20 protein-coding genes are annotated in these 25,488 nt (G+C 69.9%); 16 read left to right on the forward strand and 4 right to left on the reverse strand.

Annotation, left to right across the window (positions count from 1 at the left end; all coding sequences use genetic code 11):
• Window positions 1-48: 48 nt before the first annotated feature.
• Window positions 49-1,398 (reverse strand): type VII secretion protein EccE, encoded by a 1,350-nt coding sequence (eccE, locus tag AC0682_RS24820; RefSeq protein WP_478535168.1) that lies wholly within the window; start codon window positions 1,396-1,398, stop codon window positions 49-51.
• Window positions 1,399-1,581: 183 nt separating this feature from the next.
• On the opposite strand from eccE, the gene eccB reads away from it, so the two are divergent.
• The 7 genes from eccB to AC0682_RS24855 all read left to right on the forward strand — a co-directional run bounded on the left by eccB (window position 1,582) and on the right by AC0682_RS24855 (window position 8,602).
• Window positions 1,582-3,114, forward strand: a complete 1,533-nt coding sequence (gene eccB, locus AC0682_RS24825; RefSeq protein WP_478535169.1) for a type VII secretion protein EccB — start codon at window positions 1,582-1,584, stop codon at window positions 3,112-3,114.
• A gap of 23 nt (window positions 3,115-3,137) precedes the next feature.
• Window positions 3,138-4,367, forward strand: a complete 1,230-nt coding sequence (gene mycP, locus AC0682_RS24830; RefSeq protein ID WP_478535180.1) for a type VII secretion-associated serine protease mycosin — start codon at window positions 3,138-3,140, stop codon at window positions 4,365-4,367.
• A gap of 129 nt (window positions 4,368-4,496) precedes the next feature.
• Window positions 4,497-4,949, forward strand: a complete 453-nt coding sequence (locus AC0682_RS24835; RefSeq protein WP_478535170.1) for a hypothetical protein — start codon at window positions 4,497-4,499, stop codon at window positions 4,947-4,949.
• Window positions 4,946-6,565, forward strand: a complete 1,620-nt coding sequence (locus AC0682_RS24840) for a WXG100 family type VII secretion target (protein ID WP_478535171.1) — start codon at window positions 4,946-4,948, stop codon at window positions 6,563-6,565. The genes AC0682_RS24835 and AC0682_RS24840 overlap by 4 nt, the downstream gene beginning before the upstream one ends.
• 29 nt (window positions 6,566-6,594) lie before the next feature.
• Window positions 6,595-7,830, forward strand: a complete 1,236-nt coding sequence (locus AC0682_RS24845; RefSeq protein WP_478535172.1) for a S8 family serine peptidase — start codon at window positions 6,595-6,597, stop codon at window positions 7,828-7,830.
• Between the two features lie 75 nt (window positions 7,831-7,905).
• Window positions 7,906-8,268 carry a WXG100 family type VII secretion target gene (locus AC0682_RS24850; protein WP_018488792.1) on the forward strand — a complete coding sequence of 121 codons (363 nt, stop codon included), beginning with the start codon at window positions 7,906-7,908 and terminating at the stop codon, window positions 8,266-8,268.
• 34 nt (window positions 8,269-8,302) lie between these two features.
• Window positions 8,303-8,602, forward strand: coding sequence for a WXG100 family type VII secretion target (locus tag AC0682_RS24855; protein WP_103421454.1), 300 nt, complete (start codon window positions 8,303-8,305; stop codon window positions 8,600-8,602).
• A gap of 192 nt (window positions 8,603-8,794) precedes the next feature.
• Here AC0682_RS24855 and eccCa read toward each other — a convergent pair whose 3' ends face one another.
• On the reverse strand, window positions 8,795-12,769 hold the full coding sequence (eccCa, locus tag AC0682_RS24860) for a type VII secretion protein EccCa (protein WP_478535173.1): 3,975 nt from the start codon (window positions 12,767-12,769) through the stop codon (window positions 8,795-8,797).
• 276 nt (window positions 12,770-13,045) lie between these two features.
• Between eccCa and eccD the strand changes: the two genes are divergently transcribed.
• The 6 genes from eccD to AC0682_RS24890 all read left to right on the forward strand — a co-directional run bounded on the left by eccD (window position 13,046) and on the right by AC0682_RS24890 (window position 20,261).
• Window positions 13,046-14,548 carry a type VII secretion integral membrane protein EccD gene (gene eccD, locus AC0682_RS24865; RefSeq protein ID WP_254811538.1) on the forward strand — a complete coding sequence of 501 codons (1,503 nt, stop codon included), beginning with the start codon at window positions 13,046-13,048 and terminating at the stop codon, window positions 14,546-14,548.
• A gap of 221 nt (window positions 14,549-14,769) precedes the next feature.
• Window positions 14,770-15,060 (forward strand): 30S ribosomal protein S15, encoded by a 291-nt coding sequence (gene rpsO, locus AC0682_RS24870; protein ID WP_014048684.1) that lies wholly within the window; start codon window positions 14,770-14,772, stop codon window positions 15,058-15,060.
• Between the two features lie 299 nt (window positions 15,061-15,359).
• Window positions 15,360-17,573: a polyribonucleotide nucleotidyltransferase gene (locus AC0682_RS24875; RefSeq protein ID WP_478535181.1), complete on the forward strand. Its 2,214-nt coding sequence runs from the start codon at window positions 15,360-15,362 to the stop codon at window positions 17,571-17,573.
• Entirely contained in the window at window positions 17,570-18,949 is a 1,380-nt protein-coding gene (locus tag AC0682_RS24880) for a M16 family metallopeptidase (protein ID WP_254811537.1), read from the forward strand. The genes AC0682_RS24875 and AC0682_RS24880 overlap by 4 nt, the downstream gene beginning before the upstream one ends.
• Window positions 18,950-18,983: 34 nt before the next feature.
• Window positions 18,984-19,736 carry a 4-hydroxy-tetrahydrodipicolinate reductase gene (gene dapB, locus AC0682_RS24885; RefSeq protein WP_478535174.1) on the forward strand — a complete coding sequence of 251 codons (753 nt, stop codon included), beginning with the start codon at window positions 18,984-18,986 and terminating at the stop codon, window positions 19,734-19,736.
• Between the two features lie 9 nt (window positions 19,737-19,745).
• Window positions 19,746-20,261, forward strand: a complete 516-nt coding sequence (locus AC0682_RS24890; protein ID WP_478535175.1) for a hypothetical protein — start codon at window positions 19,746-19,748, stop codon at window positions 20,259-20,261.
• Between the two features lie 84 nt (window positions 20,262-20,345).
• On the opposite strand, the gene AC0682_RS24895 is transcribed toward AC0682_RS24890, so the two are convergent.
• Together AC0682_RS24895 and AC0682_RS24900 are read right to left on the reverse strand one after the other, a co-directional pair.
• Complete coding sequence (locus AC0682_RS24895) at window positions 20,346-20,897, reverse strand: hypothetical protein (protein ID WP_478535176.1); 552 nt, start codon at window positions 20,895-20,897, stop codon at window positions 20,346-20,348.
• 99 nt (window positions 20,898-20,996) lie between these two features.
• Entirely contained in the window at window positions 20,997-21,236 is a 240-nt protein-coding gene (locus AC0682_RS24900; protein ID WP_254811534.1) for a hypothetical protein, read from the reverse strand.
• A gap of 216 nt (window positions 21,237-21,452) precedes the next feature.
• On the opposite strand from AC0682_RS24900, the gene thyX reads away from it, so the two are divergent.
• The 3 genes from thyX (at window position 21,453) to AC0682_RS24915 (ending at window position 25,067) form a co-directional block, all read left to right on the forward strand.
• The gene (gene thyX, locus AC0682_RS24905; RefSeq protein WP_127466520.1) at window positions 21,453-22,190 is read left to right on the forward strand and encodes an FAD-dependent thymidylate synthase; all 738 of its coding nucleotides are present in this window, start codon (window positions 21,453-21,455) and stop codon (window positions 22,188-22,190) included.
• 152 nt (window positions 22,191-22,342) lie between these two features.
• Window positions 22,343-23,242 (forward strand): 4-hydroxy-tetrahydrodipicolinate synthase, encoded by a 900-nt coding sequence (dapA, locus tag AC0682_RS24910; RefSeq protein ID WP_478535177.1) that lies wholly within the window; start codon window positions 22,343-22,345, stop codon window positions 23,240-23,242.
• Between the two features lie 139 nt (window positions 23,243-23,381).
• Complete coding sequence (locus tag AC0682_RS24915; RefSeq protein ID WP_478535178.1) at window positions 23,382-25,067, forward strand: ribonuclease J; 1,686 nt, start codon at window positions 23,382-23,384, stop codon at window positions 25,065-25,067.
• Window positions 25,068-25,488 lie beyond the last annotated feature (421 nt).

The raw sequence follows: 25,488 nt of genomic DNA on the forward strand, positions 1-25,488 counted from the left end.
CAGCCGCTGCCCCGCCTCTCCTGGAACCGTCCGCCCTCGATCCGCCCCTCACCGGGCCCCTCCCAGCGGAAGCGTCGCCAGCACACCCGGCAGCTGTTCGCGGTCCAGCCGCGCCAGCCCGACCTTGGCGTGCCGGGCGGCCTGCTCCAACGTCCTGCGTACGCCGACGAGTTCGGTGTCCGACCCGCCGGTCACCCGGACATGGCCGCTGACGCTCGTCTCACCCTGCCGCGCTCCGCGCCGTACGGTCAGGCTGAAGGTCGTGGCGTACGCGGGGACCGACGTCAGCAGGGCGACCAGCTGCGGGAGCGGTGTCGCCCCCCGGCCCAACTGGGGCCAGCGGTCCACGGCATACGTGGTGTGCCACCGGTCGTCGCACCGCCAGACCCGCGAGGTCTCCATCGTGCGCCGCTGCGGTGCGGAGTCCGGACGTCCGGCGCGGCCCGACAGCAGGGGATTGGCGCAGGCGGACGTGGCGACGGCCGAGTTCAGCTCGTCCTGGTCCAGCACCACCGCCCGGAACCCGGCCCCCGTGATCCGGCTCGCCACATGGTCCGCGGCCCGCACCAGGGCGCGCTGGGCCCCCTCGATCCCGCCGCCGCGCGCCTCGATGGCCTCCCGGCACAGCTCCGGGTCCAGCTTCACCGCCACCCAGGTCATCCGGAGCGCGGGCGCCCCGGTCCGGTCCTGGAGCGGCCCGTAGGAGAGGCGGGCCACCGACTGCTGCGGCAGATGGGGCGCGGGAGCGGCCCGCACCTGCTGCACCAACTGGGCCGACTCCAGCACGACGTCGTCGACCCGGAGGACGTCACCGAGCAGCGACAGCGGGAGCGAGCGGGCGCCGAACGCGGGCCGCAGCGCCTCACCGCTCGCCTCCACCCGGACCGCGGCGGTCAGGAAGGTGCCGTCACCGAGCATGCCGACCGTGCGGTGGTCCCGGTCGACATAGATGTAGGGAGCGAAGCCGGGGACGTTCTCCGCGACCGGGGCGAGCATCGGCTCCGCGTCGGGGCCCGCCGCCGAGGCCGCCCGCCGCCGCGCCTTCAGCCTGAGGGCGCCCGACAGCCAGTCCTGGAGCGCGCGGCCCCGGCGGCGTACCACCGCGAGCAGCACCAGAAGTGCGGTCAGCACCCCGGCGGGCACCAGCCACGCACCACCCAGCACGACACCCACCACGGCCACCGAGAGCGCCGCCTCGATGATCACCAGCTGCCGGCGCAGGGGCCTCACCCGGTCGGTGCGTGCCATGGCGCGCAGGGTGGTGGCCGCGGGGGCGCCCGACGTGGCGGCGGGGGGAGTGGCGGCAGACCCGCCGCCACCGTTGCTGCGTTGCCGTCGGGAAGGACCGGAGGCCCGGCGGCCGGACCGCCCAGTACGCTCGCGCGTGGCTGCACCCATTGCCGCGTTGCCCCCTCGTGTCCCGTATTCGCCGTTTTCCGTACGGGTGTTGATCGGTTGGTCACCCTACCTGAGCAGTGGGGGCCGAACCCCTGGGGGCATAGTAGGGGCCCGGTGCGACAGCGGGGGCCGACGGTGCGTATGGCACCCTGGTCGACCATCGGGGAGAAGGGGCAGCGGAACATGGCATCACGGCGGGACGAGCTCAACGCCTACACCTTTGCGAAGCGAAGGCTGATCGCACAGTTCCTGCAACCCAACCCGACCGGCTCCGAGGAAGGCGCGCCGCGCCCCCTGCGCGCGGTCCTGCCGGGAGCGATCATCGGCGTCGTCGTCCTCGCCGGCTTCGGCGCCTGGGGCATGTTCAAGCCGGTGGCCCCCAAGGGCTGGGACACCCCGCACGAGAACGTCATCATCGCCAGCAAGTCCACCACCCGTTATGTGGTGTTGACGACCAACGGCAAGAAGCAGCTCCACCCCGTCCTGAACATGTCCTCGGCCAAGCTCCTGCTCGCCCAGGACAAGGGCACGGTCGTCAACGTCGACGAATCGGTGCTGGACAACGGCACGATCCCGCACGGCGCGACCCTCGGCATCCCGTACGCCCCCGACCGGCTGCCCGACCCCAAGGACGCCGGGGCCGCCAAGCGGTGGGCGGTCTGCGAGCGGCCCGGCGAGGGCGGCCAGGCCATCCAGAAGGCGGCCTTCGTCCTCGCCGAGCGCGAGAAGAACAAGACCGAGGGCGCCTCACGGCTGCGCGGCGGCGAGGTCATGTACGTCGAGGGGCCCGCCCCCGACCGGACCCGCTATCTCGTCGACGCCGTAGGCAAGGCCTACCCGCTCCCCGACGACGAACTGCTGCTGCGCACCCTGGTCGGCCAGAACGCCAAGCCCCAGCGCGTCTCCGCCGCCTGGCTGGCCACGCTGCACCGCGGTGACCGGATCACCTTCCCCACCCTGGACGGCAAGCCGGGCGACCCGGCGAACGCCCCGGGCACCCTGGACGCCGCCACCAACAAGGTCGGCATGGTCCTGGCCGCCACCGCCGGAACCAGGACCCAGAGCTATGTCGTCCTGCCCGGCAGGGTCGCCCCGGTCTCGGACTTCATCGCCAAGCTCCTGCTCAGCAGCCGGGACCTGTCGACGCTCGGCCAGGCCGGCCGGGAGAAGCCGGTGAGCGCCGCCGACTTCTCGCCGGGCCAGGCCTTCGGCGCGGAGCTCGACTGGCCCGCCCACGAGCCGAAGCCCGTCAACTCACCGGACGTCGGGAAGGGAAGTCGGAACACCGTGTGCAACGTCCTGCGCGACGTCGACGCCGACAACGGCGCCACCACCCTCTCGACCTGGGCCGGTACGGGATTCCCGGCGACGCTGCCCACCGGCTCCTCCAGCGCCTACGTGACGCCCGGATCAGGTGAGTTCTTCCGCCAGTTCAAGGGCTCGAAGACCGATGTGGGCTTCCTCTTCCTGGTCACCGACACCGGCCTGCGCTACGCGATGCAGTCCAACAGCGACAGCGGCCAGGACGACTCCGGCATCGGCGCCTCCGGCTCGGAGAAGGAGCAGCAGGCGCGCCGCCAGGAGGCACAGCAGGCACAGAACCTGCTCGGCTACAAGGACGTCGACCCCACCCCGGTACCGGCCGTCTGGTCCACGTTCCTGCCGACGGGCCCCAGGCTCTCGACGGGCGCGGCGAGCCAGCCGCAGGGCTCATGAGTACGGCGGGTCCGGGCCCGGGTATGGGCCGCCTCCTCAAGGTGGCGACGGCGACAGGCCTCCTCCTGGTAGCCCTGCCGTTCCCCACCGCCACGGCGGACGACACGACGCAGTGCACGTTCCCCTCGAAGATGTACGCGGGCCGCCCCTGGTCGTTGCAGCGCGTGCTGATGGACGAGCTGTGGAAGCAGTCCACCGGTAAGGGGGTACGGGTGGCCGTCATCGATACCGGCGTCGACGTGAGGAACCCTCAGCTGAAGAGCGCCGTGGACGTCAAGGCGGGCCGCAACATGATGCGGAAGGGCCTCAAGACGAAGGACGGCAGAGAGCTGGAGCGCGGCAAGGAGGACGGCACCACGGACACGGTGGGGCACGGCACCAAGGTCGCCGGCATCATCGCCGCACGCGAGGCGAAGGGCACGGGCTTCACCGGTCTCGCCCCCGATGCCACGATCATCCCGATCCAGCAGAACGACGCCGACGGCAACGGCACGGCGGAGACCCTGGCCGAGGCCATCCGCTACGCCGCCGACAAGGCGGAGGCCGACATCATCAACATCTCCCAGGACACCGCCGACGCCGTGGCGCCGACCCCGCTCCTGAAGCAGGCGGTGGACCACGCCCTGTCCAAGGAGATCGTGGTCGTCGCCTCGGCGGGCAACGACGGGGTGGACGGCAAGGTGAAGCCGACCTACCCGGCCTCGTACGAAGGCGTCCTGGCCGTCGCCTCCTCGGACCGGAACAACGAACGCGCCTACTTCTCCCAGGGCGGCGGGTTCGTCGGCATCGCCGCCCCCGGCGTGGACATGATCTCCACCGTCCCCGGCGGCGGCCACTGCGCCGACAACGGCACCAGCTTCTCCGCCCCGTACGTCGCCGGGGTCGCCGCCCTCATCAAGGCCAAGCACCCCGAGTGGACGCAGCGCCAGATCGTCGCCCAGATCCAGCAGACGGCGGAACGCTCGGTGGCGGGCCACGACCGCCACGTCGGCTGGGGCGTCGTCGACCCGGTGCGCGCCCTGACCGAGGACGACAAGCCCATCGACCGCCCGGTCGCCCGCGAGGGCATGAGCAAAGGCGAAGCCCCCACCCCGGCCGAGTTCCACCTGGGCGAGACGGCCGACGAACGCAACGCCCGCCTGGCGACGTACGTCGTCGTGGGCGGCGGCGTCCTGGTGGCCGCGATCGCCGGTGCGGCAGTAGCCGTACGGGACAGGAACCGCCGGATGAGGCGGGTGGCGGGCGGCGGCTGACGCATGAGACAAGTCACGTGGCAGCCAACCCGATTGGCCCGGCGCCACGCAGTGACTAGAGTTGCCGGATGAGATGGGCTCCGACCGTGTCGATGCGATAGCAACGCCGAACGGTCCGAGCAAACGGGGATGCACAACGGGGAGGACGGCACTGTGACCGGTCCAGGCGGTGATCTCAGGCGTGGTGTAGGCGCGCTGGAGACCTTCAAGAAGCGGGTGGACGCCGTACTCGCGGACCTCGAGGGCTCGGCGGCCGGCAAGTCGAAGGTGGCGGCACAGACGGTGTCCCGCGCCTCCTTGAGCGGCCCCAACGCCCGCTTCGCCGAGGCGGACGGCCTCTACACCCAGTACAACCGCGTCCACCAGTCCCTGGTCTCGCTCTCCAAGTCGCTCGGCGACCAGATCGAGTACCTGAGCCTGGGCGTGCACGCGGCGGCGGTGGGCTTCGACAACGTGGACGACGACACGAGGCGGCGGTTCCACGAGATCCAGACGCGGATCGACTTGGAGCGCAAGGGCGCTGTCAAGCCTGAAACGGAGAACGATCGAGGGCAGTCCGATCTCGGGTGGGAGTCGAAGTGAGCGACGAGAAGCAGCCCGAGCTGACCCCTGCCCAACAGCAGAAGCAGGACGAGGGCCGCGTCAGGACCCAACTGGTCGTCACCGACGCGACGGAGCTGGGCAGGAAGGTCCTGAACCTCTTCGCCCCCGGCGGTGGCGGCACCGGAGGCCGTACCTCCTTCGAGGGACACGACCTCAACGCCATCATCGACCTGGTGGAGAACTCCAACCCGGCGGACCTGGAGAGCGCGGGCGAGGCGCTCTGGAAGGCCAGGGACGCGATCCGGAGTGCGGCGAAGGAGTTGGGCGACCACATCGACAAGGTCGACTGGCAGGGCGAGTCCGGCGAGGCGTTCCGCAAGTGGGGCAAGGGCCTGGTCGGCCACGCCACGAAGCTCAGCGACTTCGCGGACGCGGCGGGCACGCAGATCACGGTGGCGGGCACGGGCCTGGCGTCGGTACGCAACTCCATGCCGCCGCGCGACCGCCGGATGATCCAGACGGACGTGGACGACATCCTGTTCCCGGCCCGGACCGAGACCAACCCGGTGTACGCGGAGGCCATGGCGGTGGAGAAGAACCGCCAGGAGGCCATCAACCAGATCAACCGGCTGGCGTCGTACTACGCGGTGTCGGAAGAGGTGCTGGCTGCGCAGGAGCCGCCGCGGTTCGATCAGCGGCTGGGTATCGACGTGCCGAAGCCACGCACTCTGCGGAAGAATTCTTCCGCAGAGGGTGGCGCGCCTACGGGCGGGGAGCGTTTGGGTGACGCTCCGGTACCGGGCTCTGCGGTGCGTGCGAGCACAGGAGGGCCCGACGGTCCAGGCAGCTCCGTCAGTCGGCCTTCGGCCGAGTATCTGGGGCCTGCGCCCGTGTTGGACAAGAACACGTCCACGGAGATCAACAGCGTCACAACGCCTACCGCGCCGAATACCGCCATCGGCACCACACCCGCGCCCTCGATCACCAACAGTCCGGGTCCGAGCAGTACACCAACGCCGCCTATGGCGCCCAGTCTCGGGAACTCGGTGCCGCCAGGCCCCTCGAGGGCTACGGGACCGGTGGGTGCGCCCCGGTTCGCGAGCCAGTCCGCAGTAGGCCCGGGTAAGCCCACTTCCACCGGCGCCGGTCCCACATCAGGGGGTGGCACTGGCACGCCCGTCGGCCGACCGAGTCCGATGGCCAGCGGGCCATCAGCGACGGGGCGCTTCGGTGGAGCTACGCAGCTTCCGATGGCTGGTCAGCCCGGGATCACAGGCGGCCGTCCCATCGCGGCCCACGGTGGTACGGCTGCGCCCGGAAGCACCCGTACGGGACAAGGCAACGGCATCGTGGGCGGCACTCCGCAGCGGGCTGTCTCCGGTACAGCCGGAAGTGGCGGAGCACGTGGCGTGCCGCGAGGAACTGTGATCGGCGCCCCCGGCGCGACTGGTAATGCCTCCAGAGGGGCGTCAGGCTCCGGGGCCAAGGGCTTCACCGCAGGCGGCACAGGTCTGGTCCGTGGCCCTGCCAGCCGCCGGAAGACTGACCGGAAGGATGAGGAGAACACCGGGTCGACGCGTCCGGACTACCTGACGGAAGACGAAGAGACATGGGCGGCCCGGCGACGCGGAGCCGTGCCACCGGTGGTCGAGTAGCAGCACTCAGGGAAGGTTCGGAAGTCGGAATGACAGCAGGAATGGGCCGGCCCCAGGGGCGTGTGCTCGGCGCACTGGCCGCGGTCGCTTCGTGGAGTGTGGTCTTCGCCGGTTTGGCGCAGCCTGCAGCAGCTGCGGACGTGCAGTCCAAGCAGTGGTACCTCAAGGCCTTGCAGGCTGAGGAGATGTGGAAGATCACGACAGGCGAAGGCATCAAAGTCGCTGTCATCGACTCCGGCGTCAACCCGAACACTCCGTCTCTGAAGGGCCAGGTCCTCAAAGGGCTTGATGCCACAGGGGCTGCTGGCGATGAGAACGACGACTACGACGGGCACGGCACGAATATGGCCGAGCTGATTGCCGGGACGGGGGCTGGAGGCGGTCTGAAGGGACTTGCCCCCGGAGCGAAGATCATCCCTATGCGCGTCAGCGATACAGAATTTCAGAACAGGAATTCCGTCAACGCCCGTGACGTCGAAGACGCCATCAGGGCTGCGGCTGACAGCGATGCAAAGATCATCAGCATGTCCGTCAGTAGCCCGTATTCCTCGCCCGAAGAGCGAGAAGCAGTCGAGTACGCTGAGAGCAAGGGAAAGCTATTCTTTGCAGCCGTTGGTAATGACGGTTCAGGGCGCAATCAGGAGGAGTATCCGGCTGGGTATCCTCAGGTGGTGGGGGTCGCTGCTGCTGACCGGGACGGAAAGGTGGCGAAATATTCGCAGCACGGGAATACGGTCAATATTGCTGCTCCCGGGCAAGAAATTCCCCACTGGTGTGATAAGTCCTTTCAGCGTTACTGCGACGGAGACGGCGGAACCAGCGCCGCAACCGCTATTGCTTCCGCCTCCGCTGCCCTCGTCTGGTCTGCCAACCCCGACTGGACCGCGAATCAAGTTCTCAACGTGCTCTTCGATACCGCCAGTCGCGACTGGAAGAAGGGCGACCGCAGCTCCTACCTCGGCCACGGCCTCATCCGCCCCGCGATGAACATCCTCAAGGGCAAGGGCGACCCCGGCGACCCCGACATCAGCCCGCTCACCAACGAGCGCACCACCGGCTCCCCGGCCTCACCGCCCCCCTCAGGCCAGCCCGCCCAGAGCGGCAAGGGCAGCGAGGCCGACGAAACCGTCGCCGCAGGCGACAGCAAGGCGCAGGCGCCGGGTGACGACGGCGCCCCCCTCGGCCTGATCCTCGGCGGGATCGCAGGCGTGGCCGTCCTCGGGGGAGTGGTCTTCGCCCTCGTCCGCAGACGCGGCGCGGCCTGACCGCAGGGTTCCTCACATGTACCGGCTGGCGAGCCATGCCGGCCTCGCACCATCAACTGGCAGGAAAGGAAAGTCATGTCCGCAGATCAGAAGGTCTCAGCCGAAGCCCTTCTCAGGCTCGAGAACGCCCTCACCGAGAGGTTCGACTCGGTGAAGGGCCAGCTCCGACAGCTGCACGCGACGATCGACAGCCTCGAAGGCGCCTGGAAGGGCATCGGGGCAGGTCACTTCAACCAGAAGCAGACCCAGATCAACAACGCGATGGTCGGCATCGGCAACGAGCTGCTCCGCTTCCAGGAGGCCATCAAGGCCGCCCGTACGATCTCGGGCAACACCGAGGACGAGATCAAGGCCGCCCTCATGGGCGTCGACGTCGTCGACGGCTACTCGGGCGACGCCGCGGCCACGGCCCGGACCTCGAACCTGAACAACCTCTGACCGGCATTCCCCAACTCGACTGAAGGAGGACCACATGGCCGCCAACGACGGTACGACGGTCGTCACTTATGCCAGCCTCGACCTCGCGGCCGCGTCCATCGACCGCCAGGCCAAGCAGCTCGACCAGGACCTCAAGGCGATCAAGGCGATGATCGCCTCGGTCTCCGAGCTGTGGGAGGGCGAGGCCAAGTCGGCCTACCGCTCCGCGCAGACGCGGTGGGACACGCAGGCGACGGGCATCCGGGAGAACCTCTCGCAGATCTCCCGCGCTGTGCGCGAGGCGGAGACCGCCTACCGCAGCGGTGACAAGCGGGCCGCGGCGAACTTCCAGTAGCCGATCAGAGCTGACTGGTAGTCGATCCAGCAGCCGATCAGGGGGCTGACCGGCAACCCGACCCGCAGCCGATCAGGCAGCAGCTGGCAGCCGATCCGGCGGGAAACAGACCGCAAAGAGCGAACAGCAAACAACACATCAGGGTGGACACGCGCGGGAGGTGTCCACCCTGATGTGCTGCACGGGTACGCCCTACTGACCCTCCACCAACCCCGTCTGCACCAACGGGTTCCCCCGCCGCCGGGTGATGAAGACCCCCCGCCCCGCCGGCATCGGCCGCGGGCGGACGCCGCCCAGGATGTCCCCCTCCATCGGGTCGCCCGACAGCAGCACCCCCTGCGCGCCCAGCTCCGTCATGCGCTGGAGGAACGGGTCGTACAGAGCCCGGCTCGCCCCCGCCGTGTTGCGGGCGATGATGAAGCGGACGCCCACGTCACGGGCGAACGGGAGCAGCTCCGTGAGGGACGACAGCGGGTTGCCGCTCGACGTGGAGACCAGGTCGAAGTCGTCGATGACCACGTAGACCGCCGGGCCCCGCCACCAACTGCGGTCCCGCAGCTCCTGGGCCGTGACGTCGGCCGACGGAGTGCGGCGCTTCATCAGGTCGTGGAGCGCCACCATGTGGTGGTCCATGTTGTTGGACATGGGGATGTACTCCGCCAGATGCGACGCCGGGGTCACGTCCAGCAGCGAGCGCCGGTTGTCGACGACGAAGAACTTGCAGGCGTCGCCCTCGTACCGCTCCGTCAGCTGCTTGATCAGCAGCCGCAGCAGGTTGGACTTGCCGGACTCGCTCTCGCCGAAGATCAGGAAGAACGGGTCGTGGTCGAAGTCGAGGAAGACCGGCGCCAGGTTGTTCTCGTCGATACCGAAGGCGATGCCGCGCTCCGGAACCGCATGGCCCGCCGGGAGCTCGGCGGCCGGGAGCCGGCGCGGGAGGAGACGGACCTGCGGTGCCGGGGCCGCCGTCCAGTGGCGGGAGACCTCCTGGCTCATGGCGGCCGTCGCCTCGGACAGATCGCTGTCGGAGTTGATGCCGTCGATCCGCGGCACCGCCGCCATGAAGTGCAGCTTCTCCGGGATGAGACCGCGCCCCGGCACCCCGGCCGGGACATTGGCCGCGACCTTGCGGTCCAGCTCGGAGTCCATGACGTCACCGAGCCGCAGCTCCAGCCGGTTCATCAGGTGGTCCTTCAGGCTGGCCCGGACCTCCAGGGACCGGGATGCCGTGACGATCAGGTGGATGCCGTAACCGAGGCCCCGCGCCGCGATGTCCACGGCGGCGTTCTCCAGCGCCTCGTAGTCCGCACGGAAGTTGCCCCACCCGTCGATGACCAGGAAGACATCGCCCCACGGCTGGTCCGTCACCGAGATCTCGCCGCGCGCCCGCATCCGCCGGAAAGTGGCGATGGAGTCGATGCCGGCGCTGCGGAAGTACTCCTCGCGCCGCGAGAGGATCCCGTACACCTCGGCGACCGTACGGCGCACCCGCTCGGGGTCCAGGCGCGAGGCGACCCCGCCGACGTGCGGGAGGCCCGCGATGGACGACAGGCCGCCACCACCGAAGTCGAGCCCGTAGAACTGGACCTCCTCCGGGGTGTGGGTCAGCGCGAAGCCCGCGATGAGCGTCCGCAGCAGGGTCGACTTGCCCGACTGCGGACCGCCGGTGATCTGCATATGGCCCGCCGCGCCGGAGAAGTCCCGGTACAACGTGTCGCGCCGCTGCTCGAACGGCTTGTCGATCACGCCCAGGGGTACGACGAGACGCCCCGCCCCCTCGAACCCGGGCTGCGTCAGCCCGCGCCCCGGTACGGCCGAGAGCCCCGGCAGGATCTCGTCCAGCGTCGGCGGGTTGTCCAGCGGCGGCAGCCACACCTGGTGGGCCGAGGCGCCCCGGCCCTCCAGCCGCCGCACGATCACGTCCAGCACCGTGTCCGCCAGCGCGTCGTCGTCCGCCGACCGCTGCTCCGGCACCCCGCCCCCGGCCTGCGGGTCCGGCTGCACGTACCGCACCGGCACCGGAGCCGCCGTGAACGCGACCGGCCTCCGGTCCACCGGCAGCGGCCCGCCGGCCAGCGCCGCCTGCCGGTCACCCGTCCGGTACACCCCGGAGACGTACGCGGCCTTGAACCGCACCATCTCCTCCGTACCGAACTTGAGCAGCCCGGAACCGGGGACATTGGGCAGGTGGTACGCGTCCGGTACACCGATGGCCGCCCGGGACTCGGCCGCCGAGAAGGTCCGCAGACCGATGCGGTACGAGAGGTACGTCTCCAGCCCGCGCAGCCGACCCTCCTCCAGCCGCTGCGACGCCAGCAGCAGATGCACGCCCAGCGACCGGCCGATGCGCCCGATCTGCACGAACATGTCGATGAAGTCGGGCTTCGCCGTCAGCAGCTCGCTGAACTCGTCGATGACCAGGACCAGCGAGGGGATCGGCTGGAGCGGCGCACCGGCCGAACGCGCCTTCTCGTAGTCGTGGATGTTGGCGTAGTTGCCCGCGTCGCGCAGCATCTCCTGGCGCCGGTTCAGCTCACCGCGGATGGAGTCGCCCATGCGGTCCACCAGCGTCAGGTCGTCCGCCAGGTTGGTGATCACCGCCGCCACGTGCGGCATCTGCGCCATACCGGCGAACGTCGCCCCGCCCTTGAAGTCCGCGAGGACGAAGTTCAGCGTCTCCGAGGTGTGCGTCACCGCCAGGCCGAGCACCAGCGTGCGCAGCAGCTCCGACTTGCCGGAACCCGTCGCCCCCACGCAGAGCCCGTGCGGCCCCATCCCCTCCTGCGCCGCCTCCTTGAGGTCCAGCATCACCGGAGCGCCGCCCTCGCCGACCCCGATCGGCACCCGCAGCCGCTCCGCCTGGGAGCGCGGCCGCCAGGTCCGGCTCACGTCGACGGAGGCCGCGTCCCCCAGGTTCAGCAGATCGGTGAACTCCAGGTTGGCCAGCAGCGGTTCGTCGTCGTCCCCGCCCGTCGCCATGTGCAGCGGCGCCAGCTGACGGGCGAGCGCCTCCGCCGCCTCGGGACTCAGCAGGTCGGGCACCCCGTCGTAGACGAGCCCGTGCCCCGACTCCAGCCGGAGCGACTGCGGCTGCACCACGACGGAGAGGCCGCCGCGCGCCCCCTGCACCTCGCCCGGCACCACCTCGATGACCGTCACACCCTGCAGCCCCTCCGCCGAGGCCAGCACCGACATCGGGGGCACCGAGTCGCCGTCCAGGACGACCACGATGTGCGGCTGCTCCAGGAGCGGCGGGCCGCCGGGCTGGAAACGGGGGCGGCCGTCGAGCCGGGCAGCCAGCTGCTGCTCCAGCTCCAGGACACCGCCGGTGATCAGACGGCGGCTGCCCGCCCCGTCGGTCGAGGACCTGTCCTGTACGTGGGGGAGCCACTTGGCCCACTCCCAGTGCGGGGCCGCCTCGGCGCCCGCCGCGACCCCGATCACCAGGTCCTCGGGGGAGTGCAGCGAGGCCAGTGCGCCGACCATCGCCCGTGCCGAGGCGCGGGCGGAGTCCGCGTGGCCGCTCACCGTCAGGTGGTAGAACGCCCGCAGCGACACCGCCATCGGCAGCCCGTCCAGGGTGGAGTGCGTCGTCAGGAACTGCTGCATCGCCCCGGCCGTCAGCGGCTCCAGCTCATCGACCGGCGCCGTCTCGGGCGCGACCAGGGGTGTCGCCAGCTCCTGGCTGCCGAGCCCGATCCGTACCTGCGCGAAATCCCCGTCACCGACCCGCCGCTCCCACACCCGGCTGCCCTCGGCGACCAGCGCCCACAGCTGATCGGGGGAGGGGTGCAGGTAGAACTGCGCGTCACGCTGCTTGCGCGCGGTCTTCAGCACCGTCCGCCGGGTCTGCGTCAGATACTTCAGGTAGTCCCGCCGCATGTCCGCGAGCTGGCCCTGCGTACCCCGCCGGAAGCGCACCAGCATCGCGATGGCCATGGCGACCGTCGAGGCGATCATGATCACGCCCATGATCCGCATGATCGGATTCGGTGTCATGAAGAAGAAGACGACCGAGCCGCCCATGCCCAGCATCGGCAGGAGCTGCATCAGCGCGCCCTCCTGCTGACCGCGGGGCAACTCCGGCGGAGGTTGCAACTGCACCTGCTCGACCGGCACTTCGGAGGGCAGGGCCCGCGGTGGGCGCTTGACGACGATCTGGCTCACAGCTCACCAATTCCCTTGCCGGACGGAAGTGTTCCTATCGGCGCCCCCGTGGCGACGGGCTCCATCCGCGCGTTGGATCCTACTGGCGGAGCGGGGACCCCATGGCGGTAGGGTGTCGCGATGCGTATACGCATCCGCTAACTACCGCAAGAAGGCGGCCATTCGGGACGCGGGGCTGAATCCGCGGTTCTGAAGGGCGTTTCCGGCGGAAGCGCCGGAAACCGAGCAGCACGCAGCAGAGCGCCGAAGCACAACAGGGGGAGCAGCAAGGTGACGATGACGGACCGGACGGCAGCCACCACGAGCGGCCGGCCCAGCCACGGCGCCGCGTCCGCCGACGGCACCGGCTTCTGCCGGGTCACGGTCGTCGCCCCCGACAGCCGGGTCGACGTGGCCCTGCCCGAGGACGTGCCCGTCGCCGACCTCTACCCCGAGATCCTCCGCCTCTCAGGGCAGAGCCCCGCCCCCGGCGCCCCCGTCGGCTACCACCTCGTACGCCGCGACGGCACCGTCCTGGACAGCGCCCGTACGCTGGCCGGCCACCGCATCCTCGACGGCGAGCTGCTCGCCCTGCGCCCCTTCTCCGAATCGCTGCCGCCCGCCGTCTTCGACGACGTCTCCGACGCGGTCGCCACCGCCGTCACCAAGGACCGCACCCTCTGGGGCGACTCCCTCATGCGCGGCGCCGGCCTCTTCGGCGGCGCCGTCCTGCTCTGCCTGCTCGGCTTCGTGCTGTGGACCGCCGACCCCCGCCACGACATGCACGGGCTCCCCGGCGTCCTGGCCGCCACCGCCGCCGTACTCCTGCTCGCCCTCGCCTGCGTCCGCGCCCGCGTCTACGACGACCGGGGCTCGGCCATCGCGCTCGGCACCGGGGCCGTGGTGAACGCGGCCGTGGCCGGTTCCGGGCTGCTCACCCTCTCCGCGGGCCAGGGCGTGGGGCGGCTGCAGTTCCTGCTCGCCTGCGCCGCCGTCCTGGTGGTGTCGGTCATCCTCATGATCACCGCACCCGGCGGCGACGGCCCGTTCGTCGCGGCCGTCTTCGCGAGCGCCACCGGCCTCGTCGTCACCTTCATCGCGATCAGCGCCGAGCTGAAGCCCACCGAGGCCGCCGCCGTCTGCGCCCCCTTCGCCGTCGGCGCCCTGGCCTTCCTGCCCGGTCTCTCCACCCGCTTCGCCCGCCTTCCCATCGGCTTCGAACCGCCCCGGTCCGCCGTCGGCGACTACGGCACCGGCGACCAGACACCCCCGGGCGCGGTCGACGCCGCCCGGATCGCCGCCCAGGCCCGCCGCGGCCACGAACTGCTGCTCGGCCTGGTCGGCGGCTGCGCCCTGGTGGCCGTGGCGGCGGCCGCGGTGCTGGGCTTCTCCGACAACGTCTGGGGCCAGCTCCTCGCCCTGGCCACCGGCATCGCCATGCTGATGCGCGCCCACCTGTTCCGCTACACCGCCCAGGTCGGCTGCGCCCTCGCCGCCGGCCTCGGCTCCCTCGTCCTGCTCGGCCTCGGCCTCTCCCTCAACCCGCCGCTCACCCTGGTGCGCGACGCGCTGCGCGGGGACGGTGCCGCACTCGACATCCGTACGGTGTGGCTCGCCGCCGCCGTCGCGGGCGTCGCCGCCCTGATCACCGCCATCGGGCTGATCGTGCCGCGCAAGGGGGTCACCCCGTTCTGGGGCCGCTTCCTGGAGATCGCGGAGACGGTCGTCCTGCTCACACTGCTCCCGCTCTGCCTCGCGGTCTTCGACGTCTACCGTTCGATCCGCGCGCTGACCAGCTGACCGCCGTACGCCCGGCCCGGCCCTCGCCGGCTGACCGCCGGACTGGGCCGTCCGGGTGTGCCCCGAATGGCTGGTACTCTGACCAGTGGCCGTTTGTGTACGCCTCTCCGGATCATCCTGGGGACTGCGCTCATCGGACCTTCGCCTCCGAGTCACGGAAGCTCCCCTGAGAACAAGACCAGGGGCACTCGTGGGCGCTTCGAACATCAAGAGGAGTACGCGTGCCGCTCGACGCCGCTACGAAGAAGCAGATCATGGCCGAGTTCGCCCAGAAGGAGGGTGACACCGGATCCCCCGAGGTCCAGGTCGCCATGCTCTCCCGCCGGATCTCGGACCTGACCGAGCACCTCAAGACGCACAAGCACGACCACCACTCCCGTCGTGGTCTGCTGATCCTGGTCGGCCAGCGTCGCCGCCTCCTGCAGTACCTCGCCAAGAAGGACATCCAGCGCTTCCGCGCGCTGGTCGACCGCCTCGGCATCCGCCGTGGTGCGGCCGGCGGCGCCAAGTAAGTACGCCGTGGAGAGGGAGCGGTTCCCGAGTCTGAGGGGATCGCTCCCTTTGCCGTACGTGCGCGACCGGTGTCAAGCTCAGTAACCTGGACACCGGAACACCTGTAACACCCCGCAACACCCACGCAGTACCAGGGAGAGGCGCAGCGACGCCGCCGCCGGTCCTCGGTAGTGGCCCCCGGGAACATGCCCGGGAGCTTCGATCGAAGACCGGCCCGCACACACGGTGCGCTTCTCCCGCACCGTCCTCCGCCACACGGGCGGGAGGACGAAAGACGACGAGTATGGAGAAATCACTAGTGGAGAACGAGACCCACTACGCCGAGGCCGTCATCGACAACGGCACCTTCGGCACCCGCACCATCCGCTTCGAGACGGGCCGCCTGGCCAAGCAGGCCGCCGGCTCCGCCGTCGCGTACCTGGACGACGACACCATGGTGCTGTCGGCCACCACCGCCTCCAAGCGGCCCAAGGACAACCTGGACTTCTTCCCCCTCACGGTGGACGTCGAGGAGCGGCAGTACGCCGCGGGCAAGATCCCCGGCTCCTTCTTCCGCCGCGAGGGCCGCCCCTCCGAGGACGCGATCCTCACCTGCCGCCTGATCGACCGCCCGCTGCGCCCCTCCTTCAAGAAGGGCCTGCGCAACGAGATCCAGATCGTCGAGACGATCATGGCGCTCAACCCCGACCACCTGTACGACGTGGTCGCGATCAACGCCGCCTCCTGCTCCACCCAGCTCGCGGGCCTGCCCTTCTCCGGTCCGATCGGCGCCACGCGCGTCGCCCTGATCAAGGGGCAGTGGGTCGCCTTCCCGACCCACACCGAGCTGGAGGACGCCGTCTTCGACATGGTCGTCGCCGGCCGTGTCCTGGACGACGGCGACGTCGCGATCATGATGGTCGAGGCCGAGGCCACCGAGAAGACCATCCAGCTCGTCAAGGACGGCGCCGAGGCGCCCACCGAGGAGATCGTCGCCGCCGGTCTGGAAGCCGCGAAGCCCTTCATCAAGGCGCTCTGCAAGGCCCAGTCCGACCTGGCGTCCAAGGCCGCCAAGCCCGTCGGCGACTTCCCGGTCTTCCTGGACTACCAGGACGACGTCCTGGACGCCCTCGCCAAGGCCGTCACGCCCGAGCTGAAGCAGGCGCTCACCATCGCCGGCAAGCAGGAGCGCGAGGCCGAGCTGGACCGCGTCAAGGAGATCGCCGCCGAGAAGCTCCTCCCGGCCTTCGAGGGCCGCGAGAAGGAGATCTCCGCCGCCTACCGCTCGCTGACCAAGCAGCTGGTCCGCGAGCGCGTCATCAAGGACAAGGTCCGCATCGACGGCCGTGGCGTCACGGACATCCGTACGCTCGCCGCCGAGGTCGAGGCCATCCCGCGCGTGCACGGCTCGGCGCTCTTCGAGCGGGGCGAGACCCAGATCCTGGGCGTCACCACCCTCAACATGCTCCGTATGGAGCAGCAGCTGGACACCCTCTCCCCGGTGACCCGCAAGCGCTACATGCACAACTACAACTTCCCGCCGTACTCCGTCGGTGAGACCGGCCGCGTGGGCTCGCCCAAGCGCCGCGAGATCGGCCACGGTGCGCTCGCCGAGCGCGCCATCGTGCCGGTCCTCCCGACCCGCGAGGAGTTCCCCTACGCGATCCGCCAGGTCTCCGAGGCGCTGGGCTCCAACGGCTCGACGTCCATGGGCTCGGTCTGCGCCTCCACCATGTCCCTGCTGAACGCCGGTGTGCCCCTCAAGGCCGCCGTCGCCGGTATCGCCATGGGTCTGATCTCGCAGGAGATCGACGGCAAGACCCACTACGTCGCCCTCACCGACATCCTCGGTGCGGAGGACGCCTTCGGTGACATGGACTTCAAGGTCGCCGGTACGAAGCAGTTCGTGACCGCGCTCCAGCTCGACACCAAGCTCGACGGCATCCCCGCCTCGGTCCTGGCCGCCGCGCTGAAGCAGGCCCGTGACGCCCGTCTGCACATCCTGGACGTCATGAACGAGGCCATCGACGTCCCGGACGAGATGTCCCCGAACGCCCCGCGGATCATCACCGTCAAGATCCCGGTGGACAAGATCGGTGAGGTCATCGGCCCCAAGGGCAAGATGATCAACCAGATCCAGGAGGACACCGGCGCCGACATCACGATCGAGGACGACGGCACCATCTACATCGGTGCGCAGGTCGGCTCGCAGGCCGAGGCCGCCCGCGCCACGATCAACGCCATCGCGAACCCGACCATGCCGGAGGTCGGCGAGCGCTACCTGGGCACGGTCGTCAAGACCACCACCTTCGGTGCGTTCGTGTCGCTCATGCCGGGCAAGGACGGCCTGCTGCACATCTCGCAGATCCGCAAGCTCGCCGGTGGCAAGCGCGTGGAGAACGTCGAGGACGTGCTCGGCGTCGGCGCCAAGGTCCAGGTCGAGATCGCCGAGATCGACTCCCGCGGCAAGCTCTCCCTCATCCCCGTCATCGAGGGTGAAGAAGACGAGACGAAGGACGACACCGACAAGTGACGTCCCGTAGTTCCGCGACGACGGCCCGCCCCTCCTCCGAGGGGCGGGCCGTCGCCCGTACCCAAACGCTTCTCAAAGGCAGCAACGGCATCGGAACGGTCCGCCGCACCGTCCTCCCCGGCGGTCTGCGGATCGTCACCGAGACCCTGCCCTCCGTCCGGTCCGCCACCTTCGGCATCTGGGCGAACGTCGGCTCCCGCGACGAGACGCCCACCCTCAACGGCGCGACCCACTACCTCGAACACCTCCTCTTCAAGGGCACCGCCAAGCGCACCGCCCTCGACATCTCCTCCGCCATCGACGCGGTCGGCGGCGAGATGAACGCCTTCACGGCGAAGGAGTACACCTGCTACTACGCGCGGGTCCTCGACACCGACCTGCCGCTCGCCATCGACGTCGTCTGCGACATGCTGACCGGCTCGCTGATCGCCCCCGAGGACGTCGACGCCGAGCGCGGCGTCATCCTCGAAGAGATCGCGATGACCGAGGACGACCCGGGCGACTGCGTGCACGACCTGTTCGCGCACACCATGCTCGGCGACACCCCCCTCGGCCGTCCCGTCCTCGGCACCGTCGACACGATCAACGCCCTGAACCGCGGCCAGATCGCCCGCTTCTACAAGAAGCACTACGACCCCACGCACCTGGTCGTCGCCGCCGCGGGCAACGTCGACCACGCCACGGTCGTGCGCCAGGTCCGCCGCGCCTTCGAGAAGGCCGGCGCCCTCTCCCGTCACGACGCGGTGCCCCTGGCCCCCCGCCAGGGCTCCCGCACCCTGCGCACCGCCGGCAAGGTCGAGCTGCTCGGCCGCAGGACCGAGCAGGCCCACGTGGTTCTCGGCATGCCCGGCCTCGCCCGCACCGACGACCGCCGCTGGGCCCTCGGGGTCCTCAACACGGCCCTCGGCGGCGGTATGAGCTCCCGCCTCTTCCAGGAGGTACGGGAGAAGCGCGGCCTGGCCTACAGCGTGTATTCGTACACCTCGGGCTTCGCGGACTGCGGACTCTTCGGCGTCTACGCGGGCTGCCGGCCCAGCCAGGTCCACGACGTCCTGAAGCTCTGCCGCGACGAGCTGGACCGGGTCGCCACCCACGGCCTGGCCGACGACGAGATCGCCCGCGCCATCGGCCAGCTCTCCGGCTCCACCGTCCTCGGCCTGGAGGACACCGGCGCGCTGATGAACCGTATCGGCAAGAGCGAGCTGTGCTGGGGCGAGCAGATGTCGGTGGACGACATGCTGGCCCGTATCGCGGGAGTCACCCCCGACGACGTACGGGAGGTGGCGGGCGAACTCCTCACCCACCGCCCCTCGCTCTCGGTCATCGGCCCGCTCAAGGACAAGCAGGCGGACCGCCTCCACGAAGCGGTCTCCTGACCTCTCAAGCGCTCGCACCCCCTAAGGAATCAAGATGAGCAAGCTGCGCGTAGCCGTTCTCGGTGCCCAGGGCCGGATCGGCTCCGAGGCCGTACGGGCTGTCGAGGCCGCCGAGGACCTGGAGCTGGTGGCGGCCCTGGGCCGGGGCGACAGACTGGAGGCCCTCGCCGAGGCGGGCGCCCAGGTCGCCGTCGAGCTGACCACCCCCGCGTCGGTCATGGGCAACCTCGACTTCTGCCTCCGGCACGGCATCCACGCCGTCGTCGGCACCACGGGCTGGACCGACGAACGGCTCGCGCAGCTGAACAGCTGGCTGGACAACTCCCCGGAGACCGGCGTCCTCATCGCCCCGAACTTCTCCATCGGCGCGGTCCTGACCATGAAGTTCGCGGAGCAGGCCGCCCGCTACTTCGAATCCGTCGAGGTCGTCGAACTCCACCACCCGGGCAAGGTCGACGCCCCCTCCGGCACCGCGACCCGCACCGCCCAGCTCATCGCGGCGGCCCGCGCGCAGGCCGGCAGCGCCCCCCAGCCGGACGCCACCACCACCGCCCTGGACGGCGCCCGCGGCGCTGACGTCGACGGCGTCCCGGTCCACGCGATCCGGCTGCGCGGCCTGCTGGCCCATCAGGAGGTGCTGCTCGGCGGCGAGGGCGAGACCCTCACCATCCGCCACGACTCCCTCCACCACAGCAGCTTCATGCCGGGCATCCTGCTCGGCGTCCGCCGCGTGGTGACCACTCCCGGCCTCACGTTCGGCCTGGAACACTTCCTCGACCTGAACTGACGGGCCCCCATGCGCGCGAAGATCACCTACTTCATCACGGCCGCCGTCCTGGTCTTCTACTTCGTCCTGGTCGGCAGCCGGGGCCTGATGCTCATCCGGCACGGCACCCTGCTCACGGTCACGTTCGGCATCGCCGTGCTGGTCCTGCCGGCGATCGGCGTCTGGTTCCTCTGGAAGAACACCCAGTTCGTCCGCCGGGCCAACGTGCTCGCCGCCGAACTGGACGCGGAGGGCGGCCTCCCGGTCGACGACCTGCTGCGCACCCCGTCCGGCCGCATCGACCGCGACTCCGCCGACGCCGCCTTCGTCAAACGCCGCGAGGAGACGGAGGACGCACCGGACGACTGGCGCGCGTGGTTCAGACTGGCGGTGGCGTACCAGGACGCGAGGGACACCCCGAGGGCCCGCAAGGCCATGCAGAGGGCCATTGCCCTGCACAGATCCAGCGCGCGCCCTTCTCCTGCTCAGCCGGCACCGTCCAGCGGGCCGGACGCCCCCGCCCCATCCAGCCGGTCCGGCGCTTGACGGCGTCTTTCCGCCCGTACGTGAGTGAGCCCGGGACCCTTGTGGGGTCCCGGGCTCACTCACGTACGGCCGACGGCCACCGGCTCACCCGAGCCGGTACTCGTCCGCCCAGGCCTCCACCGCGTCCGTGGCCCGCTCGAACGCCTCCTCGCGCCCGAGGAAGTCCGCGTTGTGGTCGGAGACCAGCGGCGGCAGGGCCTCACCGCTCTGCCGGGCCACCACCAGCGCCTGGCCCTGCACCGTACGGGGCAGACCGAGCCACTTCACCGGCTGCTGGACCGTACGGACCGAGGCGGTCGAGGCCCACGGCACCGTGACGGTCCGGAAGAACCCCACACGCCGCACACCGTGCCGGCTGACCCACGCCCCGACCCGGAGCAGCCGCAGCGCCGCACCGATCAGCGCGCCGGCCAGCAGCAGACAGACCGTGGCCCCGGAAGGCGCTCCGGCGAACCCGATGATCATCGCCGCGAGCAGCACGAACGAGGCCAGCAACAACAGGGTGGCCGCCGCCGCGACCCGCCACGGGCCGGGGCGATAGGGCCGCCGCCAACGGTCGTGGTCGTCGAACGGCAGCGCGACGTCGTCCGCGCTCGCATCGAATGCGCGGTCGGCCGTCAGAAAGGGCAGGGGCACGACTCATCCTCACTCACAAGCACGCTCGATTGCTGTGCCCGGTGAGGCTACCGAGGCCGCCCTCGGCCCGACCACCCCAGGGGGCCGTACGAGTGCGCGTCAACGGCCCTGGGATGCCTCGGACTGCTTGCCGTGCGAGGCGGGCTGCCCGGATTCGAGCGCCGGGAGCCCCAGCAGCAGGGACCCGACGAGCCCGGCGACGACGGTCAGTCCGACGAGTGAGCGCCCCAGCAGCTCGGGAACGCTGGCGCGGGGTGCGGGAGGGGGAGTGACATTACTGCGGAACCGGTCGGCCTCGGCGACGAACGAGAACGGGACGGATTCACGCCGGCGGAACATGAGGAAGCTCTCCTTGATCTCTCTGGCGGGTGCTGCTAATGAGTCAGACGTACGAACGGCCGGATCGGTGCCCGAATCGCCGTACTTGTTCGGGGAACTCCACGAACGGCTGCCCGACACGGCCGCGTGCATGCCCTCTCCACCCGGCCCGTAGAGTGGTCGCCGCCCGAGCCACGCCGCCGGGCCCCCGCGCCGCCCCTGGAAGGACCCCTGTCGGTGACCGACACCCCCGAACCCGCAAAGCCCCATTTCCGCAGCGATGTCACCGTCGAGCTGGTGAAGAGCGCTGCGGGCGACGCGGACGTGCTGTTCGCCGCCCGGGTCTCCACCGCCGGCGAGCAGTCGCTCGAAGAGGTCACCAAGGACCCCGAACGCTCCAAGGGGCTCATCAACTTCCTCATGCGGGACCGGCACGGCAGCCCGTTCGAGCACAACTCGATGACCTTCTTCGTCAGTGCCCCGATCTTCGTCTTCCGCGAGTTCATGCGGCACCGCGTGGGCTGGTCGTACAACGAGGAGTCGGGCCGCTACCGGGAGCTGGAGCCGGTCTTCTACGTCCCCGGAACCTCCCGCAAGCTCGTCCAGCAGGGCCGCCCCGGCAAGTACGAGTTCGTCGAGGGCACCGAGGAGCAGTACGACGTCACCACCCGCGCCATGGAGGAGTCCTACCGGGCCTCCTACGAGGCCTACCAGGAGATGCTGGCCAAGGGTGTGGCCCGGGAGGTCGCCCGCGCGGTCCTGCCCGTCGGCCTCTTCTCCTCGATGTACGCCACCTGCAACGCGCGCTCCCTGATGCACTTCCTCGGCCTGCGCACCCAGCACGAGCTGGCGAAGGTCCCGTCCTTCCCGCAGCGCGAGATCGAGATGGTCGGCGAGCAGATGGAGGCCCACTGGGCGCGGCTCATGCCGCTCACTCATGCGGCCTTCAACAAAAATGGACGAGTCGCCCCGTAGGCGGTGTCCGTATTGCGGCGTTTCGAGAAGTTCATCTAGGCTGATCAAACGGACCCGGCACTGCTTGAACCCCCGAGCAGGCAGTGCCGGGCTCCTCTTTCCCGGTCCCCCTAGAGGGGACCACGCGCTGAGCAGCGAGTAGCGTGTTACCCATGGCTCCGATCTCCACTCCGCAGACCCCCTTCGGGCGGGTCCTCACCGCTATGGTCACGCCCTTCACGGCGGACGGCGCTCTCGACCTCGACGGCGCCCAGCGGCTCGCCGCCCACCTCGTGGACGCAGGCAACGACGGGCTGATCGTCAACGGCACCACCGGCGAGTCCCCGACCACCAGTGACGCGGAGAAGGACCAGCTCGTACGGGCGGTGCTCGAAGCGGTAGGAGACCGGGCGCACGTCGTCGCCGGCATCGGCACCAACGACACCCGGCACAGCGTCGACCTCGCCCGCACCGCCGAGCGCTCCGGCGCCCACGGCCTCCTCGCCGTCACGCCGTACTACAACAAGCCGCCGCAGGAAGGCCTCCTGCGCCATTTCACGGCCATCGCCGACTCCACCGGCCTGCCCGTCATGCTGTACGACATCCCCGGCCGCAGCGGCGTCCCGATCGACACCGAGACCCTCGTCCGGCTCGCCGACCACCCCCGGATCGTGGCCAACAAGGACGCCAAGGGAGACCTGGGCCGCGCCAGCTGGGCCATCGCCCAGTCCGGCCTCGCCTGGTACTCCGGCGACGACATGCTGAACCTGCCGCTCCTCTCGGTCGGCGCGGTCGGTTTCGTCTCCGTCGTCGGCCATGTGGTCACCCCGGACCTGCGGGCGCTGATCGAGGCCCATCTGAGCGGCGACGTCCAGAAGGCCACCGAGATCCACCAGAAGCTGCTCCCGGTCTTCACCGGCATGTTCCGCACCCAGGGCGTGATCACCACCAAGGCCGCGCTGACGCTCCAGGGCCTCCCGGCCGGACCGCTGCGCCTGCCCCTGGTGGAGCTCACCGCACAGGAGACGGCCCAGCTCAAGATCGACCTGGCCGCCGGCGGGGTACAGCTGTAACCACAGACTTCACAACTGAATGAAGAAGACGAGCGAGGCACCTCGCGAAGAGCACGACCCAAGACAACAGCAAGTGCACGAATGACACGCGCGCCACGTGCCTCAGCGGTACGTGGCGCGCGTGGTTAAGGAGAGTCTTTTGAGCCATCCGCACCCTGAACTCGGTACCCCGCCGAAGCTCCCGAAGGGCGCCCTGCGGGTCACCCCCCTCGGCGGCCTCGGTGAGATCGGCCGCAACATGACGGTCTTCGAGTACGGCGGCCGCCTGCTCATCGTCGACTGCGGTGTCCTCTTCCCCGAGGACGAGCAGCCCGGCATCGACCTGATCCTGCCGGACTTCACCACGATCCGGGACCGCCTGGACGACATCGAGGGCATCGTCCTCACGCACGGCCACGAGGACCACATCGGCGGCGTCCCGTACCTGCTGCGCCTGAAGCCGGACATCCCTCTCATCGGCTCCAAGCTGACACTGGCGCTCATCGAGGCGAAGCTCCAGGAGCACCGCATCCGCCCCTACACCCTTGAGGTGCAGGAAGGGCAGCGCGAGCGCCTCGGCGTCTTCGACTGCGAGTTCATCGCGGTCAACCACTCCATCCCGGACGCCCTCGCCGTCGCCATCCGTACCCCCGCGGGCCTGGCCGTGGCCACGGGTGACTTCAAGATGGACCAGCTCCCGCTGGACGGTCGGCTCACCGACCTGCACGCGTTCGCGCGCCTCAGCGAGGAGGGCATCGACCTCCTCCTCTCCGACTCCACGAACGCCGAGGTCCCCGGCTTCGTGCCGCCGGAGCGGGACATCTCCAACGTCCTGCGGACCGTCTTCGCCAACGCCCAGAAGCGCATCATCGTGGCGAGCTTCGCCAGCCACGTCCACCGCATCCAGCAGATCCTGGACGCCGCCCACGAGTACGGCCGCCGGGTCGCCTTCGTCGGCCGCTCGATGGTCCGCAACATGGGCATCGCCCGCGACCTCGGCTATCTGCGGGTCCCCGCGGGCCTGGTCGTCGACGTGAAGACCCTCGACGACCTCCCGGACGACGAGGTCGTGCTGGTCTGCACGGGATCGCAGGGCGAGCCGATGGCGGCCCTCTCCCGCATGGCCAACCGCGACCACCAGATCCGGATCGTCCCCGGCGACACCGTGATCCTCGCGTCCTCCCTGATCCCGGGCAACGAGAACGCGGTCTACCGCGTGATCAACGGCCTGACCCGCTGGGGCGCCAACGTCGTCCACAAGGGCAACGCCAAGGTCCACGTCTCGGGCCACGCCTCCGCAGGCGAGCTGCTGTACTTCTACAACATCTGCAAGCCGAAGAACCTGATGCCCGTCCACGGCGAATGGCGCCACCTGCGGGCCAACGCCGAGCTGGGCGCCCTCACCGGCGTGCCCAAGGACCACATCGTCATCGCCGAGGACGGCGTGGTCGTCGACCTCATCGACGGCAAGGCCAAGATCGTCGGCAAGGTCCAGGCCGGTTACGTCTACGTCGACGGCCTCTCCGTCGGCGACGTCACCGAGACCTCGCTCAAGGACCGCCGCATCCTCGGTGACGAGGGCATCATCTCGGTCTTCATCGTGGTCGACAGCACCACCGGCAAGATCGTGGGCGGCCCCCACATCCAGGCCCGGGGCTCCGGTATCGACGACAGCGCCTTCACCGGCGTCACGCCGAAGATCCAGGAAGCCCTGGACAAGTCCGCCCAGGACGGCGTGCTGGAGCCCCACCAGCTCCAGCAGATGGTCCGCCGGGTTGTCGGCAAGTGGGTGTCCGACACCTACCGCCGACGCCCGATGATCCTTCCGGTCGTCGTCGAGGTCTGACCCCTCACGACCGCCTGACCTGGAGCGGGGCCCTCGATTTGCATCGGGGAGCCCCGCTCCAGTACGTTGACGTCTCCGCCTGAACGGGAAGCACCGCGCGCACTCGTGTGCCCGGAGCGCCCCGCACGGGGCGGAAATTCCGACTCAGAATCTCTGATAAAGTCGGATCCGCCGAAAGGCAAGGCCGCTCCACTGGCCGCCGGAAATCGAATTCGGACCGGAAACGGAACGAAAAAGAATCTGGTAAAGTTGGAACCGCCGAAAGGGAAAAGCGCGAAAGCGAAAAACCTCGAAAGCACCCCGCTTCGACCGGGAATCGGACACGGAAGAGTCTGATAGAGTCGGAAACGCAAGACAAGAAAGAAAAACGAAGGGAAGCGCCCGGAGGGCCCCGGTGATACGGGACCGAAGGAAGCGTCCG

This window comes from Streptomyces sp. NPDC043746 (assembly GCF_056436485.1).

Excerpts from the sequence above, each read along its gene's own strand:
- eccE (WP_478535168.1), bottom strand. The coding sequence starts at position 1,398 with ATGGGTGCAGCCACGCGCGAGCGTACTGGGCGGTCCGGCCGCCGGGCC.
- eccB (WP_478535169.1), top strand. The coding sequence starts at position 1,582 with ATGGCATCACGGCGGGACGAGCTCAACGCCTACACCTTTGCGAAGCGA.
- mycP (WP_478535180.1), top strand. The coding sequence starts at position 3,138 with ATGGGCCGCCTCCTCAAGGTGGCGACGGCGACAGGCCTCCTCCTGGTA.
- AC0682_RS24835 (WP_478535170.1), top strand. The coding sequence starts at position 4,497 with ATGCACAACGGGGAGGACGGCACTGTGACCGGTCCAGGCGGTGATCTC.
- AC0682_RS24845 (WP_478535172.1), top strand. The coding sequence starts at position 6,595 with ATGACAGCAGGAATGGGCCGGCCCCAGGGGCGTGTGCTCGGCGCACTG.
- AC0682_RS24850 (WP_018488792.1), top strand. The coding sequence starts at position 7,906 with ATGTCCGCAGATCAGAAGGTCTCAGCCGAAGCCCTTCTCAGGCTCGAG.
- AC0682_RS24855 (WP_103421454.1), top strand. The coding sequence starts at position 8,303 with ATGGCCGCCAACGACGGTACGACGGTCGTCACTTATGCCAGCCTCGAC.
- eccD (WP_254811538.1), top strand. The coding sequence starts at position 13,046 with ATGACGGACCGGACGGCAGCCACCACGAGCGGCCGGCCCAGCCACGGC.
- dapB (WP_478535174.1), top strand. The coding sequence starts at position 18,984 with ATGAGCAAGCTGCGCGTAGCCGTTCTCGGTGCCCAGGGCCGGATCGGC.
- AC0682_RS24890 (WP_478535175.1), top strand. The coding sequence starts at position 19,746 with ATGCGCGCGAAGATCACCTACTTCATCACGGCCGCCGTCCTGGTCTTC.
- AC0682_RS24900 (WP_254811534.1), bottom strand. The coding sequence starts at position 21,236 with ATGTTCCGCCGGCGTGAATCCGTCCCGTTCTCGTTCGTCGCCGAGGCC.
- dapA (WP_478535177.1), top strand. The coding sequence starts at position 22,343 with ATGGCTCCGATCTCCACTCCGCAGACCCCCTTCGGGCGGGTCCTCACC.